This window comes from Pseudoalteromonas piscicida (assembly GCF_000238315.3).
Classification (GTDB): domain Bacteria; phylum Pseudomonadota; class Gammaproteobacteria; order Enterobacterales; family Alteromonadaceae; genus Pseudoalteromonas; species Pseudoalteromonas piscicida.
Window position 1 is genome coordinate 3,927,405 of the sequence record NZ_CP011924.1, and the last position, 24,746, is coordinate 3,952,150.

Below are 24,746 nucleotides of genomic sequence, written 5' to 3' on the forward strand. Positions count from 1 at the left end.
ATGAATTTATGAAAAAGTTTTCTCAAAAATTAGTATTAAGTAGTGTTGTCCTTTGTATTCTTAGCGCGTGCGGAAGTACACCCAGAGGCGTGCAAGTTAAAGATTCCTATTTAACCAATGCTGATAAAAATACAAATCGTTCCACTGTTCTGCTTGAGAAGAACAAAAGTAGTCAAAAGAAGGTGGACTTTTCAGGCTTTACCTATCTTTCAGCTGCAGACAGCCAGCGTGTTGAGTCGAGTGAAGCAAGCGAATTAGAGCTGCAATTCGATGAGTCACATATGGTAAAGCTCAGCATTGATACTTTATTAATTCGTGACTTTCTTCACTATGTTTACGGTGAAACACTTGGAATAAATTATATACTTGGGCAGGAACTGAGCGAGAGCAAAGATAAAATAACACTTAACTTCCAAAAAGAGCTTAGCAAGAGAGAGCTGTTTGAAATTAGCCGTGACATATTAGAAGAACGTGGTGTCACGTTGAGGACGAATGATGGAGTGTTATACATTCACAAAGACTCAGAGGGGACTGCGAATAATTTCGTCTATGGATATGGTAATTTGATAGAAGATGTACCAAACACCAGTAACGAAATCATTCAAATTGCTCCTTATCAAGCCGGTGTTCAAGCTTCTTTGGCTGGTACTATTAAGCAGTTAACTCGTATAGACGTTAGACAACTATTTGAACAAAAAGCATTGCTTATCAAAGGTAAGCGCAGAGATGTTATAAAAGCGCTAGAGTTCATGCACTTAATGGACCAGCCCGCTTTTAGAAATAGACAAGTAGCAATGTATAAAGCCGAGTTTGTGTCATCTGAAGAGCTAAGTAAAGACCTATTAAATCTACTTAAACAAGATGGTATTAGTGCTAGCTTGGAAAGCTCTGATGAACAGGCTGTGTCAGTTGTGCCAATCCAAAGAACTAACACGCTAATTTTCTTTTCAAATGATAAACGATATTTGAGTCGAGTCGCATTTTGGTCTGAGCAACTAGACAAACCGGCAGATGGTAACGAAAAGCAGTTTTTTATTTTTGAACCTGAGTTTGCACGAGCAGTAGATCTTGGGCAAAGTTTGCAGCGCCTGTTTGGTCAAGGAAGTGCCCGGTTAACGGCTTCAACTTCGGCTCGAGGCCAAAATGAGTCCAATCAACAAGATACTAGTGCCCAGCCTAGTAATGTCGCTGTAAAAAGTGACGATTTAAATATGGTTGTTGATGAGCGTTCAAACTCGTTAATATTTGAAACTACTGGAGAAAAGTATCGATCGCTACTGCCTTTGATAAAACGCTTGGATGTTTTACCTAAACAAGTAGTATTGGAAGTATTAATTGCAGAAGTAAAACTGACAGATATTTTTAAGCAAGGCGTTACATTCGCACTAAGTAACCTTGGTGCAGACATCACTGGAGGCTTTAGTTTAGAGTCAAAATCAGATACTGGGTTAACGTACTCACTGAAAGGTGCATCAGGTAATATTGCGTTAAATTTACTAGAAACGAATAGTAATGTGAATGTTTTATCACGGCCAACATTAGCTGTGAGGGATGGTGTAGCAGCTAATATCAATGTAGGTGATAAAATTCCTGTAGTAGGTGAAATTATTACTTCGCCGGATGTTGGTAGCCAAACCTCTGTTAATTATCTTGATACCGGTATTGAGCTTACAGTAACACCAACGGTAAATGCTCAGGGGGTGGTGCTTATGGAGATAGAACAAAAAATTAGCTCACAATCAACAAGCGGTTCAGGTGCTGGCGGTAACCCTATTATTCTTGATAGAGCACTAAAAACAGAAGTAATTGCGGGAGATGGCCAAACAGTTATGCTCGGTGGTTTAATTGATGAAAAATCAACATATAATGATAGACGAGTGCCTTTTTTCTCTGATATCCCTTTGCTTGGCAAGGTGTTTGACGGCACTGACAATAATGTAGTTAAAACAGAGCTTGTTGTATTTGTAACACCAAGAATTGTACAAACCACAGATAACTGGGACTCAATATTGAACGAATTTAAACAAACGTTAATGCGATTGGAAGTGACAAATTAATTAAACTTGTAATATATTAGCTATACAATAAGTAGAATTGAGCACAGAAAATAGGCGCTAACTGCTTGTGGGTGGTTGCTTTTTGCTCTTTTTGTTGGTTTTTTGCACCTATTTACTTTTTTTTACGGAATTTTTTCGTGGAAAAGACTTTTTAGCAGTGTTAACTGCTTGACAATAGAATGACTTTGTTTAGACTGAGACCTTGTTTGACTGTAAGTCACTTAGGTGACGGCCTAATTGAAAGTCAAAAAACTAAAAATTGGAACTAATAAAAAAACTGTTCCTGTTTCATGAAACTTTGGAGAATGGATAATGTTCAAAAAATCTCTACTAGCGCTTGCTTTAGCAGGTGTTTCAGTTGCTGCTAACGCAGGTACTGTAGCTACTACTGGCGCTGTAAACATTTCACTTGAAGGTAACAAGCAAGCTGGTTCTTCAGTTATTGCTGCAGCTGATCTTGGTACTATCACTATCGACAACGGCGCTGAGTACATCGTAAACGACGTATTCCAGATCAGCCTTGAAGGTGCTGAGTTTGACACAACTGTAAATCCAACAGCTACTACTACTGGTGCTGCTACTTTTGCATTTGTTGATTTCCCTAACGCAACTACTGCACGTTTCCGTGTAAGTACAGCTAACAACCCAGACGCTGCTGGCGGTGTAATCACTTTCGGTGGTTTCAGCCTTAAGACTGGTTCTGCAGCTGATAAAGGTACAATTAAGTTTGGTGCAAAAGCTATCTCTGTAAACGCTTCAATCGGTGATTACGACGTTTCTAAAGCTACAACTGTTGCTACCTTCCGTTCACAGCTTACATCTGCTCTAACTAAGCTTGATGGTGAAGTATCAACTTCTAAAGGTCGTAAAGAGTTCACTAACTCAGGTTCAACTCTTAAAGACGTACTAACTGTTGATTTCACTGATAACTCAGCTGACGTTGATGCAATCACTTTCTCTAAAGTAACTCACGTACTGAAAGGTGATTTCTCTTACGCAATCGACTATGATGCAGACAAAGATGGTAAACTATCTGCAACTGAACTTGCTAGCGCGTTCACTGTAGCTGGTACTGATGATACTTACGTATTATCTATCAATGATGCACACACTGAGCTAACAGTTACGCAAACTGCTGTAGGTACTCTAGATGACATCACAGTAGATACTAACGTTAAAGGTGAAACTGCTAAAGGTTCTGTAATTACAGCTCCTCAGTCATTCACTCTTGCATCTACAGCAACAAATGCTGGTAGCACTGCTTCTGTAGCAATCGCTGCTAAAGATGCTGGTAAATGGACTCTAGACGGTTCAAACGACAACATCACGTTCATGCCGTTTGACGCTCAGTACGCTCAGTCTATCAACGTAACTAACACTGGTTCAGTAGTTGGCGCTATCAATGTTACACTTACTGCTGGCGGCATGTCTTACTCTAAGACTTTAGACCAAACTGCTGCTGCTAAGTCAGTAACTAACATCAGCCAAGCTGTTAAAGCTTTTGCTGCTGAAAGTGGTATCACTGGTAACGCTCACATCAACGTAGTTGTTAATGCTCCTTCAGCTAACATCTCTGTTGATGCTATCTACTACCACAAAGCTGACGCTGACCGCGTTAAAACTCACTAATAACGAGTTTTAAGCTTAAAAAAACCCAGCTTCGGCTGGGTTTTTTGTATTCAAAAGTTACCCTATGTAGACCCTTTTTGCTGACTTTGCTATTATCTCGAAAATTTTCGTTGCAGAGTTGTTTGTGAAATATCCTATTGTTAAACCTTACCTCCCTAAGCTTGAAACATATCAAAAGAGAATTGCTGATATTTATGATAGTGGTTGGGTAACTAACAATGGACCTTGTGTTCAAGAGTTAGAGCAAGCGCTAGCAGATTACCTTGACGTTGAGCACGTATTACTGGTCGCGAATGGCACGCTCGCACTAAATATCGCATATCAGGCTCTTGGCATCTCAGGCACAGTATTAACAACGCCATATTCGTTTGCTGCAACTGCCAGCTCCCTCATCACACATGGGGCATCACCTGAGTTTATCGATATCGATGGTAAAACCTTAAATATTGATATTACGACAGCGACAGAAAGCCAACTGCAATCAGCGAGTGCTGTTGTTGCTGTGCATGTCTATGGTAACCCTTGTGATGACGCTCAGTTACAACGAATAGCTGAGAAATATAATCTCAAAGTTGTTTATGATGCTGCCCACACCTTTGGAGTAAATTACCAAGATAAATCTTTACTCGCTTACGGAGATGCTGCGACGGTTAGCTTCCATGCTACAAAGATTTTTCATACGATCGAGGGTGGTGCTGTTATTTTTAAACACAAAAAAGATTACTTAAAAGCAAAAGAAATTATTAACTTTGGTTTTAATAAACAGCAGTTTCCTGATTGTGTGGGCACCAATGCAAAAATGAGTGAAATGCATGCGGCCATGGGATTAAGTCTACTTCCTCAGTTTGAAGAAATAAAAGTACATCGCCAATCACTCTACCAACATTACGAAGCTGCACTTGGTGATATGGTTGATACAATAGAATGGATGCCCAGCAGTTTACCTAATGGCTCCTACTTTCCTATCTTTTTGCAAAATGAAGCAGAGTTACTTAGTTTGGTGGATGTGTTAACACAAAGTGGAATTCAGTCTAGACGCTACTTTTATCCAAGTTTAAATGAAGTACCAGCTTACGGTATGAAAGGCAATACGCCAATTGCCAATGATATTTCACGTAGAGCATTGTGTTTACCAATGTACACAGAGCTTACCAAGCAAGGTGTTGACGAAATTGCTTCTGTGGTTATTGAGCACCTTAAAGAATTTCGAAAGGCCAAGTAATGTCACATTATACAAGGGAAGAGCTGCTTACACTGGGTTTTGCAAAAGTTGGACAAAACTGTTTAGTATCTAAAAAAGCCTCGTTTTACGGTACCAAGAATATAGAGCTGGGTGATAGTGTCAGAATTGATGACTTTTGTGTTCTATCGGCAGGTGAGGGAGGCATCAAACTTGGCTGTTATATTCATATAGCGGTATACACTTGTTTGATTGGTGCAGGAGCAATAGAGGTTGCAAATTATTGCAATATTTCTTCTCGAGTTGCAATTTACTCGAGCAGTGATGACTATAGTGGGGAATGGATGACAAACCCTATGGTAGATAACGCTTTTACGAACGTAGAGCACGGCACGGTGACGCTGCAACCTCATGTGATCATTGGTAGTGGTAGTGTGATTCTACCCAATGTGACATTGTATGAGGGGGTTGCTGTCGGCGCACTTAGCTTAGTTAATAAAGATTTAGAGCCGTTTACGATATATGCAGGTCAACCTGTAAGATTCATAAAGCCAAGAAAACGTGACTTACTCAAGTGGCAGTTAGATTTTGAGCACAAATTAAGTTTACCCTCATGATTATTCATATTTTCGCTGATACACCACATCATTTTAGGCCGATGCAAGCCTTCTTCAGCAAGTTGCCTTTTATTGATCAAGAGTTTTGGGTCAAAAGTGAAAACGATGAAACATTACTTCAACAAGGCTTTAAGTGTTATAGCAATAACGACGAACTATTCCATTTGTTGAATGCATTGCCTGACAACGCAAGGGTTACGTTTCATGGGGTGTTTGATATCCATACTTGGAAAAGACTGTTGTTGCATCCGATCACGGCTAAGAGCAATTGTGTGCTTTGGGGAGCTGAGATCTATCGCCATCAGAAGCCAGGACGGAATATTAAGGAACGTTTAGCGAGGGTGATACATTCTGCATTATTGTTTCGGTTTAACAGAGTTTTTGCGTTAAACCAAGGTGATGCTGAGTTAACATCTAAGCTATTGTTTCGTAGAAATGTAGAGGTGCTACCTTATCCATTGATAGGTATGAAAGTACAAGAAACGAAAGTTAATCCCGTCATACAGATCTTGATAGGTAACTCAGCTGCCGCAAGTAATCGACATAATTTTATTATTGATATGTTGAGTAAATTTAAGGCTGTGGACTTTGAGGTTATTGCCTGTTTGAACTATGGAGGAGAGCAATCGTATATCGATGATGTAGTTCGGCATGGTCATAATACTTTTGGTAGTCGGTTTAAGCCGATAACCAAAATGCTTGCGAAGTCGGAATATGATCAATTATTGAATACGGTTGACGCTACAATATTCGCACAAGAGCGACAGCAAGGTTTATATGTTGCGTATGCGATGTTTTTAATGGCAAAACCAATGTTTTTATTGGAATCCACAAGTAGCTATAAAGATTTATCTGCCTTGGGCTTTGAACTTCAATCTACCAATCAACTCTGTAACATGAGTGAAGAACAGTTCGACATTTCAATAAAAAGTAAGAGTGCTAAAAATCAACAGTTAATGAATGAACACTTTACCGAGGAAGCGCTACTGCCTCGATGGCAAAAGCAGTTGAGTGAATAACAGCAATGACAATCATAAAGTCAGCACTTTCCGGCGTGTCTTGGGTGGCTTCATCAACTCTGATAAAAGGTGGGTTGCAATTACTTCAGCTTATTATTCTTGCTAGGTTTTTAACGCCTATAGAGCTTGGGATCACTGCTGCTATAAATCTGGTAATTGGGTTTTCTCAGGTATTTGGTGATGCAGGGCTCTCTAACGCAGTAATTTATCATAAGTCGTTAAATAAAAGCCAATTAGCTCAGCTTTACAGTGTTAACCTCATTTTTGGCGCGCTGATAAGCACCATAGTCATTGTGTTAGCTCCTGTGATTGCGAGCTTTTTTTCTGTTACTGAATTAGCTTCGTTGTTAGTTGTCCTCGCACCTGTTTTTTTCATTCGAAGCCTTTCCCAGCAAATACTTGCAAAGCTCCAACAAGAAATGCGCTTTAATCTGATCGCAAAAATTGAAGTACTTAGCCAAGTACTAGCCTTTAGTGTAGTCATTGGTGCGTTATTATATGAACACACTATTTGGGCTGTGGTATATGGGCAGCTTACACTCGCGTCAGTTCTCAGTATCTGCTACTTACTCTTTTCAAATGAGCATTTATTAGCGCCAAGAAGAGTGCACTGGGCTGAGGTATCTGAACCTATAAAATATGGATTATATCAAAGCGGTGAAAGTTTGATTAATTATGGCAGTGCCCAGTTCGACCAGCTCATAGTGGGCAAGTTTTTAGGGCCTGAGAAGCTTGGTATTTATGCCTACATCAAAGATTTGGTATTTAAACCAGCGTTACAGCTAATCAATCCAATTGTAAACAAAGTGGCCTTTCCATTGATGGTAAAGTTTAAGGAATCGCACTCAATTAAAAAGATGTATTTAAGCATGCTTGGGCTTCTCAGCTACATCAATATTCCACTGTATAGCTTTATCGCACTTTTTCCTGAACTCGTTTTAAACGCTTTCTTTGGTGCTGATTGGGTGGAACATGCCTCAGTACTTCAATGGCTATCTTTATATATGTTACTTATCTCTGTTATGAATCCTGTTGGTGTGTTAATGAGAGCATCAGGTGAAGTTAAGCGTGCCTTTTCATGGAATATTGGAGTATCGCTTGTAAGGCCTATAGTTATTTTACTCGTGATTTCAAGCGGGCTAATTAGTTTAACTTTCGGGTTATTTGTACTTCAGGTATTTCTGTTTTTAGCGCATTGGAAGGTGCTGTTGCAGCCTGCAGCCCAAGTTGGTTTTTCAGAGCTTCTTGATGCGATTAAATTACCACTCTTAATCGCCGTTTGCATCTGTGCTTTTATCGTTATAGCAAGATTATATATTGCATCTCAATACCAGTTATTGCAGGCAATTATTAGTTGTGCTTTATATATGATGTTCATACTTCCTCAACTCATATCCCAATTAAAGAATTTAAGGAGCTAATATGCCGGGGTTTTCCGCTTCTCTACTCAGTAAATCGAACGAGAATTTAGGTGACTTTACTGCGGGTGATGTTTGCTTCTCTAATGACGTTGGATTTAGTTTCGAGCAAAACCTTAAAGCACAGAGGAAAAATATCGCTATTGAGCGACTAGAGCGCGATGGAATAGTGATTACACTCTGGGGGGATATCTTTTCGATAGCAGGTATAGACTGTAAAGCTGCAGACGCATTGAATGAGATCCATTTACATTATAACGACAACACACTAAAAGCGTTCTTAGCCAATGTAAATGGATATTTTATTATCTCTATTATTGATTTCAACACAGAACAAGTTACGTTGATCTCAGATAGATATGGCATGAAGCCGTTATATTTATGGATGCAAGAGGACACCTTGCTTGGTTATGCGAGTGAAATTAAAGAATTACTCAATTTGCAAACAAGTGAGGTAAGTATTGATTTAGCATCTTTGAATACATTTATCGATATTGGTCATTGTCTCGGTAACACTACGCTTTTCAAGCAAATTAAACGTCTAGAACCTGCAGCGATTTTGCGTGTTTCTTTAAAAAGTCGAACTACGGAATTAGTGCGCTACTGGAGCTGGAACGACATACAACCGCTTGAAGGAATAAGCTTTGATGATGCAGTTTCTAAATTAGGTTTGTTATTTGATCAAGCTATGAGGCGAGCAATATCGACTATCACTCAGGATAAATTAGCGATAACGTTAAGTGGTGGACTTGATTCAAGAGCCTTGCTAGCTGGTGCGGCTAAGTACTTTAAGGGAGATATTCACACTTTTACTTTTGGTGAAGCTGGTTGTGCAGACCATGTGATCGCAAAACATGTGTCAGATTTGGCATCTGCTACTCATCATTTTATTGGTATAGATGGAGAAAAGTGGTTTTGCGGGCGAGAAAGAGGCGTGTGGTTAACTGATGGGCTGAAAAATGTACTGCATATGCATGCACTGACATCTGTAGCTGAAATTGCAAAACACTCGAACTATTTATTAAATGGCTTTTTAGGTGATGTGACAGCTGGAGGCAGTTATATTCCATCTGAAACGGACAAAGAAAATGTTTTTTCTATTGTTAAGCAAAAGTACGGTAAGCACTTTAGTATAGCGCTGGCAGATGAAGGTTACTTTGACTTTGATTGCGAAGAAAGTATCTTCATTTACAACCGTGGGATGCGATTTATCGCAGCGGGAAGTGACCTACTTAGTCACGAGCTACATCAACTTAAGCCTTTTATGGATAACGATTTTGTTGACTTTTTATATGGTCTACCCAGTGCGTTTCGAAAGGATGGGAAATTATATCACCATATGTTGCTCGACACTTATCCTGAGTATTTTTCTGATATTCCATGGCAGCAGACAGGCAAGCCTATATCAAAAAGCCAATCGGCTAAGAATAGCTCTAGCGGGATGAAATCCACTTTAAAAGCTTTTATCATTGGAACGCCTGTTGAACGATGGGCTAGAAGCTTATATCGCCGTGTATTCGCCAAACACCATTATGTTGCATATGATCTATGGTTGAGAGAACCTAAATTTGAGTCCTATGTATACGATTTATTACTTACAGATAGTCACCTTTCTAAAATTTTAAGCTGCTCAGAAATAAAACATTACATTGATGCTTTCTATAGAAGTAAAAAGCCGATTAAGCCAGAAATTATTGGGAGCTTGATAACCGTGGAGTTGTTTTTGCGGCAGTTAAATGACAAAGGTTTTAAACTTGGAAGCTCGTACGATCTTTGAGATAATACAGAGTCTTGTTGAGCAGTGACAACGGAAAACATTTAATGAAAACAGTGATAGTAACTGGCGGTGCGGGCTTTATTGGAAGTGCCGTCGTTCGCCATTTAATTGGGCTTGGAGACTTTAGGGTTGTAAACTTTGATAAGTTAACCTACGCAGGAAATTTAGATTCTCTTGAATCCGTTGCACAGCATACAAATTACTTTTTTGAACACGGCGATATTTGCGATGAAAGTAAGGTATCTGAAGTGTTTAACAAATATCAGCCAGATCTCATTATGCATTTGGCTGCTGAATCACATGTTGACCGTTCAATCGATGGACCCGGCGAATTCATAACAACAAATATTATAGGAACTTACGTACTGTTACAGTGCGCACGTGCATACCTGAATAAAAATCAAAAGGTAGCTGATAGCTTTAAGTTCCATCATATCTCCACTGACGAAGTCTACGGAGATCTTGGGCATACAGACAAGTTATTTACCGAACAGACTAGTTATGATCCAAGCTCACCTTACTCAGCCAGTAAAGCGAGTTCTGATCACTTGGTAAGAGCTTGGGGGAGAACATATGGGCTACCAACGGTAATCACAAATTGCTCAAACAACTACGGGCCTTTCCATTTCCCTGAAAAACTTATTCCGTTAGTTATTCTAAATGCGCTAGAAGGTAAACCTTTACCAATTTATGGCAACGGTAGTCAAATTCGAGACTGGCTTTTCGTAGAGGATCATGCCAAAGCACTCGTAAAGGTTGCACTCTCTGGCAAAGTTGGAGAAACCTATAATATTGGTGGTCACAACGAAAAAACGAATTTGGAAGTTGTTCAGACTATTTGCTCTATCTTAGATCAAAAAGTAGCGAAAAAGCCCAACGGAATTAGTAAGTTTAGCGAGTTGATCACCTTTGTTCCTGATAGACCAGGGCATGATGTCCGTTATGCGATAGACGCAGGTAAAATAAGACGTGATATAGGCTGGGTTCCTGCAGAAACGTTCGAATCAGGGATAGAAAAAACAGTGTCTTGGTATTTAAATAATTTAGCATGGTGTGAACGAGTGCAGTCAGGGAACTACCTCAGAGAAAGGTTAGGAGTAAAATCATGAAAGGAATTATTTTAGCAGGAGGCAGTGGAACTCGACTGCATCCAATAACTGAGGGAGTCAGCAAGCAGTTATTGCCCGTGTATGACAAACCTATGATCTATTATCCCCTTTCGGTACTAATGCTAGCTGGTATCAGAGACATACTGATTATTACTACGCCTGAAGATCAAAACCAGTTTATAAAACTTTTGGGTGATGGCAGCCGATTTGGAGTTAAGCTAACTTTTGCGATACAGCCGAAACCCGAAGGACTAGCTCAAGCTTTTATTATAGGCGAAGAATTTATAGGCGAAGATAGTGTGTGTTTGATTTTAGGTGACAATGTTTTTTATGGCGCTAGCTTTTCGCCTAAGTTACTTAAAGCCGCAGAAGTTCAAGACGGTGCTGTCGTATTCGCATATCAAGTTAATGATCCCGAACGATTCGGCGTAGTTGAAGTTGATGAAGACTTCAATGCACTATCGATTGAGGAAAAGCCGACTGAGCCAAAGTCTCACTATGCTGTAACGGGATTGTATTTTTACGACAATTCAGTTGTTAAAAAGGCTAAATTGATCTCACCATCAGAGCGAGGAGAGCTTGAAATAACATGCATAAATGAAGCTTACCTAACCGAGAATAAACTGCGAGTTGAGGTACTTGGGCGAGGTTTTGCGTGGCTTGATAATGGCACGCATGACAGTTTGATGGAGGCATCACAGTTTGTACATACTGTTGAAAAAAGGCAAGGTTTCAAAATTGCTTGTTTACAAGAAATTGCGTTTGCAAAAGGCTGGATCAGTAAATCACAGCTGATGGAAGAAGCAAAACGACTGAGTAAAACCGAGTATGGGCAGTATCTTGCGAAAGTTGCACAGGAGCATATACATGGATAATAGCCAGCAAGACACCTCGGTGAATCTAGTGAATATGTGGCTGATTCTTTGGAAACAAAAGTTATTTATATTTATTTTTGTAGCTATTTCGTGTGTTCTCGCCGTGGTGTATTCACTCACTATGCCTAATATTTATAAGTCTGCTGTTTTACTTGCTCCACATGATAGCAAAGAAAGCTCTGCATTAGGGGCGCTAGGAAGTCAGATTGGTGGCTTTGCAAGTTTAGCGGGAGTGAATTTAGACAGTGGGAGTAATGATACTTTACTGCATCTTGAGGTATTAAAATCTAAAGACTTTCTATTTGAATTTTTTTCCAAGTATGAAGTAAGTAAAGTTTTATTTGGAGCGAAAGAGTACGATAAAAATAGCGAAAAGTTATTATTTGATGAGGAGAAGCTTGAACTCAGTTCTGGAAAGTGGAAAGTAAATCCAGAAACAGGTGAAAGCTTTGAGCCAACACTTTTTGAAACCTATGAAAGTTTTAATAAGCTTTTTGACGTTAAGCATAACAAAGTAACAAATCTTGTTACTGTTAGCATTCGAAGTATCGATCCGCATATTGCTAAACAATGGGTTAGCAACCTTATCTCTGAGCTTAATGAACAATTAAGACAACGTGAGTTAGATGAAAAATCACGCAGTATCGCTTATATACAACAGCAGTTGGATAAAACAGAAGTTGCGCAGATGAAAAATGTGTTTTACACCATTATTGAAGAGCAGACTAAACAAATGCTATTAGCAGAAGTACGGGAAGATTTTGCTTTTAGGATTATTGAAAGCCCGATTGTTGCTGAACGAAAAGAGAGTCCAAGCAGAGCTGTTATTTGTATCTTAGCCGCGATATTTAGTGTTTTCTTTGCATCTGGTTTAGTCTTAGTTCGTCATTTTATGAAAGAATTAAAAGGCTCTGGGTATTAGTCAATGCGGGCTAAAAGCGAACAGCGCATCATTGAGTTAGCTATAAATAGTAGGCATGCGAGTCTACTATTTTTATCTTTAAGTTGGCTTTTTTTACCGGTAGTGCTTTGGCTTGCTCTAGTGTTGATTTATTCCACTTCTGAAATTGGAAAAAAGCCAAAAAATATTTTACCTTTTTTAGTTAGCTTTTCATTAGCTTTATTGATCTCAAGCAGGATGATCGGATTTTTGTGGGGGGGATCAGATGATATGCCAACATATTTGATGGCATATGAACGCTATGAAGAGTTTAGTTCAATGATGACTACGTCATTATTGTATGGACAGCATGCGGATTTTCTTTTTGCGTTATTCAGCTGGTCAACTGCAAAAATAACTAACAACCACCTCTTTGTGTATTATCTGGTAACATTACTTTTTACCTATGCTTTAATTTGGCGATTTTGCAAAATAGTTAATGTTGCTTATCCATTGCTGTGTTTTTTACTTATTGTACTATTTTATAAATTTTTTCAAGCGCAATGGCATTTGATCCGTGCATGTATGGCTATTCCTATAATATTAATTGGAATTTGGATCTCTAAAGAGCAATTTAGAAAAGGGCTATTAATATTTATTATTGGGGGTCTTTTCCACTTTTCTACTATGGTGTTATTATTACCTCTTTTCCTATTGAATAAGAGATTAAGTAAGAAGTATACGATCTCACAACTCCTTGGGTTATTTTTAGTTTTCCTAACAGGAGTCGCTTTATTTATAGTTAGTATTAAAGTGGTTGGTAGTGTTGTAAATCACTACATGATAAACAAGGTATTGACAAGATTGGTAATAGAACCAAACTTTTCGAAGTTACCATCTTTATTATTGTTTGTTGTATTTACCCTATTGTGTAGCCCAGCTTACTATAGAAGTAAAAGCAAAGATCAAATCACTTTATTCAATATTTCCATCTACTTTTGTGCAATAGGTGTCGTCGCACTATTTTTTATAGGTGAAGAGTTACATCGTATCATACTGCCGCTACACCTCTTGTATGCCCCATTATTGATACACTCATTAGGGGTTTACTCTCCCTCTTCTCTAACCTCTATCTTTACAATCGCAATTAAGTCATTCGTAATTTTAGCCTTTAGCTATGTGGTTTATCTAAATGAAAGTGACTTTTTTTATAAAGTCGAGCGGTTTCATCCGCTGTCACTAAATGGCTACACTTATTTGAAGCAGTTGAATCACTATGTTGAGGAAGACCTGCAATATTACGATGGCTACAGAATTAAATAGAGCAAAGCAATGCAAGAAACAGTAAGTATTATTATCCCCACGTATCGTCGTGCAGATATGTTAGATAGCGCAATTGCTAGCGTTAAGTTACAGTCTTTTCAAGATTGGAAAGTGATCGTCGTAGATGACAACCATCCAGATCAATACCGAGTAGAAACTGAAGCAGTAATGGCTAGATACCAGCAAGATCCTAGAGTGGCTTATATTCAGCATGAATCAAATAAGGGTGCATGCGCTGCCCGTAATACAGGGTGGCAAAGTGCCAAGGGAGAATATATCGCTTTTCTAGATGATGATGATTTGTGGGATGCAAATAAACTAAAAAAGCAATTGGCTGCACTAAATGAACACACCGATGCCACTTTTTGTTATTGCGATATGTATCTGACATACCAAGGGCTCAAAAAAGAGTTTAAGTGTCTCTCTGCGACAAATATGTATGTGACGCTATTGGAGCAAGGTTATGGCGTTTGCACATCCGCTTTATTAATCAAGCGAAGAGCGTTAGAGGATATTGGGGGGTTTGATAACAGTTTACCGAGTATGCAAGATTATGATTTGTTGCTTCGCTTGGCTAAAGTTTCTGCAGGTGTGCATATCAAAGCGCCAATGCTAACCTACCAATTAGCTGAAGATGGTATTTCTTGCAACCCAAAAACTAAAGTTAATGGGCATAAAGCGATAATTGATAAGTATAAGGCTGAGTTTTTAGCTTTGGGCTTGCGCAAGGGGCTTGCAAGGCAATACGAAAGCTTAGGCGACTTTGAATTACGGAGCGAAGCACGCCTGAGTGGTATTAAGCACTACCTAGCTTCACTTAGCTATTCTAAGCTTAACTCTAGAGTTTACGTAAAACTCGTTTTTGGAAGTATTTTTGGTAAAGCGCCTCTGGAGTGGTATTTAGCTCGCCGTCAAAAACGCACTTCAACATTACAGTCAGGGAATTGATATCATGAGAGGGCTGTATGTAAATGCAAATTTGGATTCATTACCACATGTTAAAAGTTTTACCGAAAAGCATAGCCGAGTATTGCTTTTACCAAGGTTTAACGGCTGCCTAATATACAGTGAAAGAGAATGGCAAGCGCCACCGGTAATACAAGTTGATGGGCATGAGTTATATGTTGCTGGTTGGTTTGTGTATAAATCAAAGCGCAATGCCTTGTCTGAGTTATTACATGATCTTATTACAAATGGTATTGAAGTGCTGAAGGCTCTTGAGGCAGGCTCTTTTGTCGGACTTTGGGTATCGAATGGAAAACTGCAGGTCATCAATGATCCCTTTGGGCTTTCTAGTCATTATATCGATAAGTTATCAGCTAATTTAAAAGTTGCGCCGGCGGTGCGCCCATTGTTATCTGAACATAAAATAAATGCTGAAATGCAAGACGTACTTGCTGCTAAGCAGCATATGTTTGGGAACTTTACGTTGTATGATGGTATTGAACGACTTGAGCCAGGATCTGTTACAGAGGTGGGCTGTACCGAGAAATATATAGATATCACGAAGCCTAGTACAGTTACATTGGAAGCTGTTTCTGGTGAAATTGAACGATTGGTTGATTTATGGCCTAAAACTGAGCGTGTCCTTCCAATTAGCAGTGGTATGGATTCTAGGCTCATCTTAGCTTCATCAGAATTTTCGTATGGGTTCACTTATGGTCCAGAGGGGAGTCCTGAAAGAGAGATTGCGCAGCAATATGCCCCTTTGTTTGATGAATATTATGGGTATGAATACAAGCTAGGTGCAGGGCTTGAAAATAAAGCAGAGATAATTGCGGAAATGTCACATGGTTTACTCAACCCTATCGGTGGGCTCTTGAGTAATTATGATTATATTAGCCAGAAATTTTGTAAAGCTTCCGCTTTTTTCGAAGGCTACCTTGGCGATGTGCTTCAACGGGCGACATATATTACACCAAAAGGTTGGAAAGGTGAGCTATATAAATTATTTCCCTTTATTTACTCGTTGTTCAGCTTTTCTGCAGAAACAATATTAAAAGCACGTTATTCTGGCTGTAATGCGCGTTCGTTGAGTAAGTTACTGGCTGACTTCGACGAAAAAACCAAGCATCTTAATCTGACTGATTATCAAAAAGTCACTTACTATGAGTTTTTATATGGTAGAGGAGGGAGGTACGTCATTTTTGGAAGCAACGTGATGGCGGCCCAGTGCTTTAGTGTTATACCTCCGTTTGCCTCTGTGGGTATCTTTTCTGCTTACATCAATCAGAACTTCTCCGATGCTTTTCGCTATAAACTATTGAAAAATGTTTGGGCATGCACTGAAGATCGTTTTAAAAAGGTGAAAGTTGAGTCTGGCTATACGCCGATGACGCATCATATATTCATCCCTCCTGTCCAGTTATTGTATCGGGTTTTATTTCATTTAATCCCATCTCGAGCGAATTATGGTATTCAGATGCAAAGAGAAAATAGCAAGGAGCAGAAGAAGAAATGATACGCTTGTTACTACTTTCAAACATGGGTCCAAGTGCAAAGAAGCCTAATTCAGGTCGCTTTGTATATAACCAGTTCAAAGCATTGCAAAAGGAAAAAAATTTAGAAGTTGAGTATTTTTACCTGACACAAGATGAGGTTGGAAGAATAAAGCGTTTACTGAGATATCCACTCTTCTATATTCATTTCTTGGCGAAGTTTTTGTTTGCAAAGAAAGTAGATATTATCCACGTACATTTCTTTTTCCCAAATATACTACTCGCTATTACTTATAAGGCTTTGATTAATAGAAAAGTTAAACTTATTGCTACATTCCACGGTAGCGATGTTTATGCTTATCAGCCTCCCAGTGCACTGTACAAATGGGCATTTACCAAGCTAGATCATGCAATATTCGTTAGTAAAAACTTATTTGAGCGTTTTAAGAGCTACGTTGATGTGTCAGAAGCATCAACTTCACTCTTGAGTGCTGGTATTTTAGATGTTTATCAACCACCAACAAATCAGACTTATGAGTATGACTTCATATTTGTAGGACATCAAAATTACAACAAAGGTATTGACCGTTTACAAAAAATAGCAAAAAAAGGGGCTAAAATAGCGGTGGTCGGTGAGGGGGCCACTTCACAGTGGGCATCACAAAATGGTAATATACGGGTCGATTTTTATGGGGTGTTAGCACCTGAGCAATTAGTTAAGCTTTATTGCAGCTCGCGTTTTTTACTTAGCCTTTCACGCAATGAATCTTTTGGCTTGGTGATGACTGAAGCTATGGCTTCAGGTACACCCGTTATTGCAACAGAAACTGATGGCTCTCGGGCGCAAGTGATAGACGGCCAAAATGGCTTGCTATTACAAAACGATGATGAGTGGCTTGATAGTAAAGGTTATGAATCACTTTATCAGGCGCTAAAAATGAGCATGAACGACTATCAATTGATGCAAAAAGAGGCATTAAATTCGGTAAGTCAGCATAGCTTAACCTATATTGTAAATAATTTGCTTACCATATACCAAAAACTGATACTTACGAGGCATCATTGAACAGCGCTAACGAAATCACAATACGTGGAATACCCGTTACAGCATTTGGCTCGATCCAAGATTTAATTGAGAGTGCTATATTACGTGAGTCTAATGTAGTACCTGGTGTTGCTGTTGCAATCAATCCTGAGAAAGTGATGGTTGCGGAACGCGACCAAGAAACAAGACAAGTACTGTTAGATGCTACTTTGCGTTACGCTGACGGGATTGGTGTTAGTTACGTTATGAGCAAAAAATCAAATGCAAAAGTGGCTCGTATCCCCGGGTGTGAGTTGTGGACGCAGTTGATGATAAGCGCAGCTTCATTAAATACACCAGTATACTTGCTTGGCGCATCTGCAACGGTAATAGAATTAACAAAAACAAAACTCCAAGGTCTCGGAGTTAATGTTGTAGGTGCACGTGATGGCTACTTTGAAGACCGAGAAGAGGTAATTGCTGAGATTAAAGATTCAGGAGCACAAATTATTACTGTTGCTCTTGGGTCACCAAAACAAGAAAAGTTTATATTTGAATGCAGAAAGCAAGTCCCTAATGCTTTTTATATGGGCGTCGGCGGTACATATGATGTGTATACTGGTAACGTAAAAAGAGCGCCTAAACTTTGGATAAAGCTACATTTAGAGTGGCTTTATCGACTGCTTTCCCAACCTTCAAGACTTTTCCGACAAGGTAAGTTGCTAAAGTTTGTTTACTACTACCTTGTTGGTAAAATTTAACACCGAATTAATGAGTATTATATGTCAATAGAAACCGTTTCCGTCGTTGGGTTAGGCTATATAGGTCTGCCAACCGCTGCCGTAATTGCCTCTAGAGGTATTAGTGTAATCGGAGTTGATGTTAACCAAGAGACGGTTGATACTATTAACAATGGCGATGTTCACATCGTTGAACCTGATTTAGATATTGTTGTAAGAAGTACAGTCCAAGCTAAAAAGCTACAAGCGACTACCCGTACTCAAGCTGCTGATGCATTTTTAGTCGCAGTGCCTACCCCCTTTAAAGCGAATTATGAAGCCGATCTCAGTTACATTCGCTCAGCTTCTGAATCGATAGCTCCAGTATTGCAAAAAGGTAATTTAGTGGTACTTGAAAGCACGTCACCGGTCGGTGCGACTGAGCAAATGGCAGAGTGGTTAAGTGAGCTAAGGCCGGATCTAACATTCCCGCAGACTGCTGGCGATGATGCTGATATCAAAATAGCGCATTGCCCCGAACGTGTTCTACCAGGTTATGTATTGAAAGAGCTTGTTGAGAATGATCGCGTTATCGGTGGTATGTCAGATGCTTGTACCCGAAGTGCCATTGAGCTTTATCAGATTTTTGTGAAAGGGGAGTGTCTGATAACTAATGCACGAACAGCAGAAATGGCAAAGTTAACTGAAAATTCATTTAGAGATGTTAACATTGCGTTTGCAAATGAGCTTTCGATGATTTGTGATGACCTTGATATAGATGTTTGGGAGTTAATTAAGCTAGCAAACCGCCATCCTCGTGTGAATATTCTAAACCCAGGCCTAGGTGTTGGAGGTCATTGTATTGCCGTTGATCCTTGGTTTATCGTGAGTAGCGCGCCTGAACGTGCAAAGTTAATTAGACAAGCAAGAGAAGTAAATGACGCTAAACCACAATTTGTTTTAAATCAAATTGAGGAAGCTGCTGATCAGTTTAAAAAGCCAGTAATTGCGTGTCTGGGGATTGCGTTCAAAGCAGATATTGACGATCTAAGAGAAAGCCCTGCACTCGGCATTGTAGAAATGCTGGCTAAAAAACACGACTATGAAATTGTGGTCGTAGAGCCTAATATTGACAGCTTGCCTCAACACTTACAAAGCTTGAAGGTGCGTCTAGTTTCTATAGATGAAGCATTAGCTGTAGCAAACACAGTCGCAGTGCTCGTTGATCATAAAGAGTTTAAACAGATTGACCCTGAGCAAGTTGCTAAAAAAGTGCTTATAGACAGTCGCGGTATTTTCTAAAATAAGACAACAAAATGAAAGTGTTAACAGTATTTGGTACGCGTCCTGAAGCCATTAAAATGGCACCACTTGTAAAAGCGCTGGATGAGTGCGAACAGATCCAGTCTAAAGTATGTGTGACCGCACAGCATCGAGAAATGCTTGATCAAGTGCTTCATCTGTTTGCAATCCAACCTGATTATGATCTAAACGTAATGCGTGCTGGGCAAGATCTGTATGATGTTACAAGTAAAATATTACTCGGCTTGCGCGAGGTCTTAGAGGACTTCAAACCTGATTGGGTGCTTGTGCACGGCGATACAACGACGACTTTATCAGCTTCACTTGCTGCTTTTTACAAGCAAATTAAGGTTGGTCATGTTGAAGCTGGACTAAGGACTGGAAATATTCTAAGCCCATGGCCTGAAGAGGCTAATCGCACGCTAACAGGAAAGCTTGCTGAGTTACACTTTGCTCCAACTCAAGCCGCAGCCAGCAATTTGCAGAAAGAACAAGTCAGTGAGCGAAAGATTGTTGTGACGGGAAACACAGTTGTAGATGCTTTATTGTCAGTTAAAGAAAATGTCTTAACAGAAAGGGCTTTGACAGTTTCACTGGAACAGCAATTTGCAGATGTTACGAATAGGCCATATGTGCTTATTACAGGACATCGAAGAGAGAGTTTTGGTGGAGGGTTCGAAAGAATTTGTGAGGCTATTGCGCAGCTCGCAAAGCGTTATCCTCATTTTAACTTTGTCTACCCAGTTCATTTGAATCCAAATGTACAAGAACCTGTAAATCGCGTGCTAGCAGGGGTTGCGAATATTAAATTAATAGAGCCACAAGACTACCTGCCATTTGTATATCTAATGGACAAATCGTATCTCATACTCACAGACTCTGGCGGTATTCAAGAGGAAGCGCCGTCATTAGGGAAACCCGTATTAGTAATGAGAGATACTACCGAGAGGCCTGAAGCGGTTTCAGCAGGTACGGTGAGGCTTGTGGGCACTAATAAAGATAAGATTGTTGATATGGTGTCTCAATTAATTGAAGACATTGAGTTATATAATCAAATGAGCTACGCCCATAATCCATATGGCGATGGCAAAGCGTGCCAACGAATAGTTAACGCTATTCTTAGTTATAATTAGGAAGTAACGATGAAAATTGTAGTTGTTGGAACAGGGTATGTAGGGCTTTCTAACTCAGTATTATTAGCTCAGCATAACGAAGTTATGGCTTTAGATATTGATCAAAATAAAGTGAATATGATCAATGATAAGCAGTCACCCATAGTTGATAAGGAAATCTCAGCGTTTTTGACCACAAAAAAGCTCGATTTAACTGCAACTACAGATAAAGAATCTGCTTATACAGGCGCTGAATATGTAGTCATCGCTACGTCAACAGACTATGACCCTGAGACAAACTATTTTAATACTAATTCTGTAGAGTCGGTTATTGCGGACGTTCAAAAGTATAATCGCAATGCCGTTATAGTCGTAAAGTCCACTGTACCTGTAGGCTTTACCGAAAAAATTAAATCCTCCCTAGGCGTTGAAAATATCATATTCTCACCAGAGTTCTTAAGAGAAGGAAAAGCCCTTTACGATAATTTGTACCCGTCTCGTATTATTGTTGGTGAACGCTCTGAGCGTGCAAAAGTGTTTGCTGATCTGCTAGCGCAAGGTGCGATTAAAGAGAATATTGACACGTTATTCACTGATTCTACAGAAGCCGAAGCGATCAAATTATTCTCGAATACTTATTTGGCGATGCGCGTAGCCTACTTTAATGAGTTAGACAGCTATGCTGAATCTCATGGTTTAAACGCTAAGCAGATAATTGAGGGGGTGTGTTTAGACCCTCGAATTGGCAGTCATTACAATAACCCCTCATTTGGCTATGGTGGCTATTGTTTACCAAAAGACACGAAGCAGCTTTTAGCCAACTATAAAGACGTACCTAATAATATAATCCAAGCAATTGTTGATGCAAACACAACAAGAAAGGACTTTATTGCCGAGTCAATTTTGCAAAAAGAACCTAAGGTGGTGGGGATCTACCGATTAATAATGAAAGCGGGATCGGACAACTTTAGAGCTTCTGCTATTCAAGGTGTGATGAAAAGAATAAAAGCGAAGGGAGTCGAGGTAGTGGTTTATGAGCCTGTACTGAAAGAGGCAACTTTCTTTAATTCTAGAGTAGAAAACAACCTAGATGTATTCAAATGTAGCTGCGATGTAATCATCTCTAATCGTATGGTTGAGGAGTTACAAGACGTTACCGAAAAAGTCTACACAAGAGACCTTTTTGGCAGTGACTAGGCTAGACCTAATTGAGAATATACGTATAATAGTAGGCCTAATTCGTTAGGCTTATTTTTTTAGGGAACGCAACGCATGGAATGCTGGTATTTGCTCTACTGTAAACCAAAGCAAGAACACAGAGCACAGTCAAATCTTCAAAATCAAGGCATAGAGTCTTGCTTTCCTACTTTCGTAAAAAGAAAAACCTCTAGCTCAAAGGCGGTGGAGCAACCGCTGTTTCCTCGATATTTATTTGTTAAGCTAGATCCACATTCTTCACACTTTTCTGCGGTAAAAAACACTCGCGGTGTTTCTGACTTTATTCGTTATGGTACCGATCTGCAAATGGTGCCAGATGAACTCGTTGCTCAACTAATGAATAAAAATGAAATAGCGGACGAGCTCGACCTTCAAGAAGGCGACTTGGTTCAGTTAACAGACGGCTGTTACAAAGACATTCACGCCATATATCAACAACCTGATGGAGAACTTCGTAGCATTTTATTAATTAAACTGCTTAACCATTATGCACAAATCGTTGTTGATAACTGTACAATAAAAAAGGTACAATAAAAACTTCATCCTTTGTTCTTATTTAATTGTTATAAAAAGGGTGTAATCTGGTTTGGCTGTAAACTTCTTCACGTTGTTAGAAAGATTACATTCGCATAGTGGAACGTTTGCAATTTTGTAGCTGTAACTTAAAAGCTCAAACCATTTCGTAGCAGCGACTTTATGTCGCGACAGAATGATTCTAGCGCGGCTTTACGCCGCGAAGACATAAACACCCTGGGTCAATGTGGTAGGAGCGAGTTCACCTCGCGATCTTTATATTTAAATTAAACCAGCATTTAGGAGCTGCAACCTAAGGGCGGAAGCGTGCTTAAATGCCGTAGCAGCGACTTTATGTCGCGACAAAATGGTTCAGGCGCGGCTTTACGCCGCAAAGACATAAACATCTGGGTCGATGTGGTAGGAGCGAGCTCACCTCGCGATCTTTCACTAAAACTAAAACCAGCATTTAGCAGCTACAACCTAAGGGCGGAAGGGTGCTTAAATACCGTAGCAGCGACTTTATGTCGCGACAAAATGGTTCAGGCGCGGCTTTACGCCGCAAAGACATAAACATCTGGGTCGATGTGGTAGGAGCGAGCTCACCTCGCGATCTTTCACTAAAACTAAAACCAGCATTTAGCAGCTACAACCTAAGGGCGGAAGGGTGCTTAAATACCGTAGCAGCGACTTTATGTCGCGACAAAATGGTTCAGGCGCGGCTTTACGCCGCAAAGACATAAACATCTGGGTCGATGTGGTAGGAGCGAGCTCACCTCGCGATCTTTCACTAAAACTAAAACCAGCATTTAGCAGCTACAACCTAAGGGCGGAAGGGTGCTTAAATACCGTAGCAGCGACTTTATGTCGCGACAAAATGGTTCAGTCGCGGCTTTACGCCGCGAAGACATAAACATCTGGCTCAATATGGTAGGAGCGAGTTCACCTCGCCGATCTTTCACTAAAACTAAAACCAGCATTTAGGAGCTGCAACCTAAGGGCGGAAGCGTGCCTGAATACCGTAGCAGCGACTTTATGTCGCGACAGAATGGCTCAGTCGCGGCTTTACGCCGCGAAGACATAAACACCTTGGGTCAACGTGGTAGGAGCGAGTTCACCTCGCGATCTTTCACTAAAACTAAAACCAGCATTTAGGAGCTGCAACCTAAGGGCGGAAGCGTGCCTGAGTGCCGTAGCAGCGACTTTATGTCGCGACAAAATGGTTCTAGTGCGGCTTTACGCCGCGAAGACATAAACACCTTAGGTCAATGTGGCAGGAGCGAATTCACCTCGCGATCTTTCACTAAAACTAAAACCAGCATTTAGCAGCTACAACCTAAGGGCGGAAGGGTGCTTAAATACCGTAGCAGCGACTTTATGTCGCGACAGAATGGCTTTACGTCGCGAAGACATAAGCATCGGGCTCAATATGGTAGGAGCGAGTTCACCTCGCGATCTTTTACTAAAACTAAAACCAGCATTTAGGAGCTACAACCTAAGGGCGGAAGCGTGCCTGAGTGCCGTAGCAGCGACTTTATGTCGCGACAGAATAGTTCAGACGGGCTTTACGCCGCGAAGACATAATCACCTTGGGTTAATGTGGTAGGAGCGAGTTTACCTCGCTATTTTTTACCTAAACCGAAACCAACATTTAGGAGCTACAACCTAAGGGCGGAAGCGTGCCTGAATGCCGTAGCAGCGACTTTATGTCGCGACAAAATGGTTCAGTCGCGGCTTTACGCCGCGAAGACATAAACATCTGGCTCAATATGGTAGGAGCGAGTTCACCTCGCGATCTTTTACTAAAACTAAAACCAGCATTTAGGAGCTACAACCTAAGGGCGGAGGTGTGCCTGAATGCCGTAGCAGCGACTTTACGCCGCGAAGACATAAACATCTGGCTCAATATGGTAGGAGCGAGTTCACCTCGCGATCTTTTACTAAAACTAAAACCAGCATTTAGGAGCTACAACCTAAGGGCGGAGGTGTGCCTGAATGCCGTAGCAGCGACTTTACGCCGCGAAGACATAAACATCTTTGGTCAACGTGGTAGGAGCGAGTTCACCTCGCGATCTTCTACTTAAACCGAAACCCAGCATTTAGGAGCTGCAACCTAAGGGCGGAAGCGTGCCTGAATGCCGTAGCAGCGACTTTATGTCGCGACAGAATGGTTCAGCAGCGGTTTTACCCCGCAAAGACATAAACACCTTAGGCCAATATGGTAGGAGCGAGTTCACCTCGCGATCTTTTACTTAAACCGAAACCAGCATTTAGGAGCTACAACCTAAGGGCGGAAGCGTGCCTAAATGCCGTAGCAGCGACTTTATGTCGCGACTGAATGGTTCAGACTTAGCCGTAGCAGCGACTTTACGCCGCGACAAAAGGTTCAAACTCAGCCGTAGCAGCGACTTTATGTCGCGACAAAATGGTTCAAACTCAGACATAGCAGCTTTATGCCACCACCAAGGACCAAAGATTAAATTGCAAATTAAGAAACAACAAAAATAACAATCTAAAAAAATGAACTCAAACTTGA

General features: G+C 40.3%; 22 protein-coding genes. All 22 read left to right on the plus strand.

Annotation, left to right across the window (positions count from 1 at the left end; genetic code table 11):
• Positions 1–8: 8 nt before the first annotated feature.
• The 22 genes from PPIS_RS17840 to PPIS_RS17950 all read left to right on the plus strand — a co-directional run bounded on the left by PPIS_RS17840 (position 9) and on the right by PPIS_RS17950 (position 24,718).
• On the plus strand, positions 9–2,057 hold the full coding sequence (locus tag PPIS_RS17840) for a secretin N-terminal domain-containing protein (RefSeq protein ID WP_010368596.1): 2,049 nt from the start codon (positions 9–11) through the stop codon (positions 2,055–2,057).
• 312 nt (positions 2,058–2,369) lie between these two features.
• Positions 2,370–3,686 (plus strand): hypothetical protein, encoded by a 1,317-nt coding sequence (locus PPIS_RS17845; protein WP_010368594.1) that lies wholly within the window; start codon positions 2,370–2,372, stop codon positions 3,684–3,686.
• Positions 3,687–3,810: 124 nt separating this feature from the next.
• Positions 3,811–4,908: a DegT/DnrJ/EryC1/StrS family aminotransferase gene (locus PPIS_RS17850; protein ID WP_010368592.1), complete on the plus strand. Its 1,098-nt coding sequence runs from the start codon at positions 3,811–3,813 to the stop codon at positions 4,906–4,908.
• Positions 4,908–5,483 carry an acyltransferase gene (locus PPIS_RS17855; RefSeq protein WP_010368590.1) on the plus strand — a complete coding sequence of 192 codons (576 nt, stop codon included), beginning with the start codon at positions 4,908–4,910 and terminating at the stop codon, positions 5,481–5,483. The genes PPIS_RS17850 and PPIS_RS17855 overlap by 1 nt, the downstream gene beginning before the upstream one ends.
• Positions 5,480–6,502 (plus strand): TDP-N-acetylfucosamine:lipid II N-acetylfucosaminyltransferase family protein, encoded by a 1,023-nt coding sequence (locus tag PPIS_RS17860; protein ID WP_010368588.1) that lies wholly within the window; start codon positions 5,480–5,482, stop codon positions 6,500–6,502. Before PPIS_RS17855 ends, PPIS_RS17860 begins: the two co-directional genes overlap by 4 nt.
• A 5-nt stretch (positions 6,503–6,507) precedes the next feature.
• Positions 6,508–7,923 (plus strand): MOP flippase family protein, encoded by a 1,416-nt coding sequence (locus PPIS_RS17865; protein WP_010368586.1) that lies wholly within the window; start codon positions 6,508–6,510, stop codon positions 7,921–7,923.
• 1 nt (position 7,924) lies between these two features.
• Positions 7,925–9,697, plus strand: coding sequence for an asparagine synthase-related protein (locus PPIS_RS17870; RefSeq protein ID WP_010368584.1), 1,773 nt, complete (start codon positions 7,925–7,927; stop codon positions 9,695–9,697).
• A gap of 44 nt (positions 9,698–9,741) precedes the next feature.
• Positions 9,742–10,806 carry a dTDP-glucose 4,6-dehydratase gene (rfbB, locus tag PPIS_RS17875; RefSeq protein ID WP_010368582.1) on the plus strand — a complete coding sequence of 355 codons (1,065 nt, stop codon included), beginning with the start codon at positions 9,742–9,744 and terminating at the stop codon, positions 10,804–10,806.
• On the plus strand, positions 10,803–11,681 hold the full coding sequence (gene rfbA, locus PPIS_RS17880; protein WP_010368579.1) for a glucose-1-phosphate thymidylyltransferase RfbA: 879 nt from the start codon (positions 10,803–10,805) through the stop codon (positions 11,679–11,681). Before rfbB ends, rfbA begins: the two co-directional genes overlap by 4 nt.
• A complete protein-coding gene (locus tag PPIS_RS17885) occupies positions 11,674–12,603 on the plus strand; it encodes a Wzz/FepE/Etk N-terminal domain-containing protein (RefSeq protein WP_010368577.1) in 930 nt (309 codons plus the stop codon). The genes rfbA and PPIS_RS17885 overlap by 8 nt, the downstream gene beginning before the upstream one ends.
• Positions 12,604–12,606: 3 nt before the next feature.
• Positions 12,607–13,884, plus strand: coding sequence for an EpsG family protein (locus tag PPIS_RS17890; protein ID WP_010368576.1), 1,278 nt, complete (start codon positions 12,607–12,609; stop codon positions 13,882–13,884).
• 9 nt (positions 13,885–13,893) lie between these two features.
• Entirely contained in the window at positions 13,894–14,832 is a 939-nt protein-coding gene (locus tag PPIS_RS17895) for a glycosyltransferase family 2 protein (protein WP_010368573.1), read from the plus strand.
• Between the two features lie 4 nt (positions 14,833–14,836).
• The gene (locus PPIS_RS17900; RefSeq protein WP_010368571.1) at positions 14,837–16,345 is read left to right on the plus strand and encodes a hypothetical protein; all 1,509 of its coding nucleotides are present in this window, start codon (positions 14,837–14,839) and stop codon (positions 16,343–16,345) included.
• A gap of 83 nt (positions 16,346–16,428) precedes the next feature.
• Entirely contained in the window at positions 16,429–17,388 is a 960-nt protein-coding gene (locus tag PPIS_RS17905) for a glycosyltransferase family 4 protein (protein WP_248694107.1), read from the plus strand.
• Positions 17,385–18,107, plus strand: a complete 723-nt coding sequence (locus tag PPIS_RS17910; protein WP_010368568.1) for a WecB/TagA/CpsF family glycosyltransferase — start codon at positions 17,385–17,387, stop codon at positions 18,105–18,107. Before PPIS_RS17905 ends, PPIS_RS17910 begins: the two co-directional genes overlap by 4 nt.
• 21 nt (positions 18,108–18,128) lie before the next feature.
• Positions 18,129–19,367 carry a UDP-N-acetyl-D-mannosamine dehydrogenase gene (gene wecC, locus PPIS_RS17915; RefSeq protein ID WP_010368566.1) on the plus strand — a complete coding sequence of 413 codons (1,239 nt, stop codon included), beginning with the start codon at positions 18,129–18,131 and terminating at the stop codon, positions 19,365–19,367.
• Between the two features lie 14 nt (positions 19,368–19,381).
• A complete protein-coding gene (gene wecB / locus PPIS_RS17920) occupies positions 19,382–20,500 on the plus strand; it encodes a non-hydrolyzing UDP-N-acetylglucosamine 2-epimerase (protein WP_010368564.1) in 1,119 nt (372 codons plus the stop codon).
• Between the two features lie 9 nt (positions 20,501–20,509).
• Positions 20,510–21,676 carry a nucleotide sugar dehydrogenase gene (locus PPIS_RS17925; protein WP_010368562.1) on the plus strand — a complete coding sequence of 389 codons (1,167 nt, stop codon included), beginning with the start codon at positions 20,510–20,512 and terminating at the stop codon, positions 21,674–21,676.
• Positions 21,677–21,751: 75 nt separating this feature from the next.
• A complete protein-coding gene (gene rfaH / locus PPIS_RS17930) occupies positions 21,752–22,231 on the plus strand; it encodes a transcription/translation regulatory transformer protein RfaH (RefSeq protein WP_010368560.1) in 480 nt (159 codons plus the stop codon).
• Between the two features lie 333 nt (positions 22,232–22,564).
• Positions 22,565–22,783, plus strand: coding sequence for a hypothetical protein (locus PPIS_RS17935; protein ID WP_096040888.1), 219 nt, complete (start codon positions 22,565–22,567; stop codon positions 22,781–22,783).
• A 94-nt stretch (positions 22,784–22,877) separates the two neighbouring features.
• Positions 22,878–23,123 (plus strand): hypothetical protein, encoded by a 246-nt coding sequence (locus PPIS_RS17940; RefSeq protein WP_145957337.1) that lies wholly within the window; start codon positions 22,878–22,880, stop codon positions 23,121–23,123.
• A gap of 1,385 nt (positions 23,124–24,508) precedes the next feature.
• Positions 24,509–24,718, plus strand: a complete 210-nt coding sequence (locus tag PPIS_RS17950) for a hypothetical protein (RefSeq protein ID WP_249031225.1) — start codon at positions 24,509–24,511, stop codon at positions 24,716–24,718.
• Positions 24,719–24,746 lie beyond the last annotated feature (28 nt).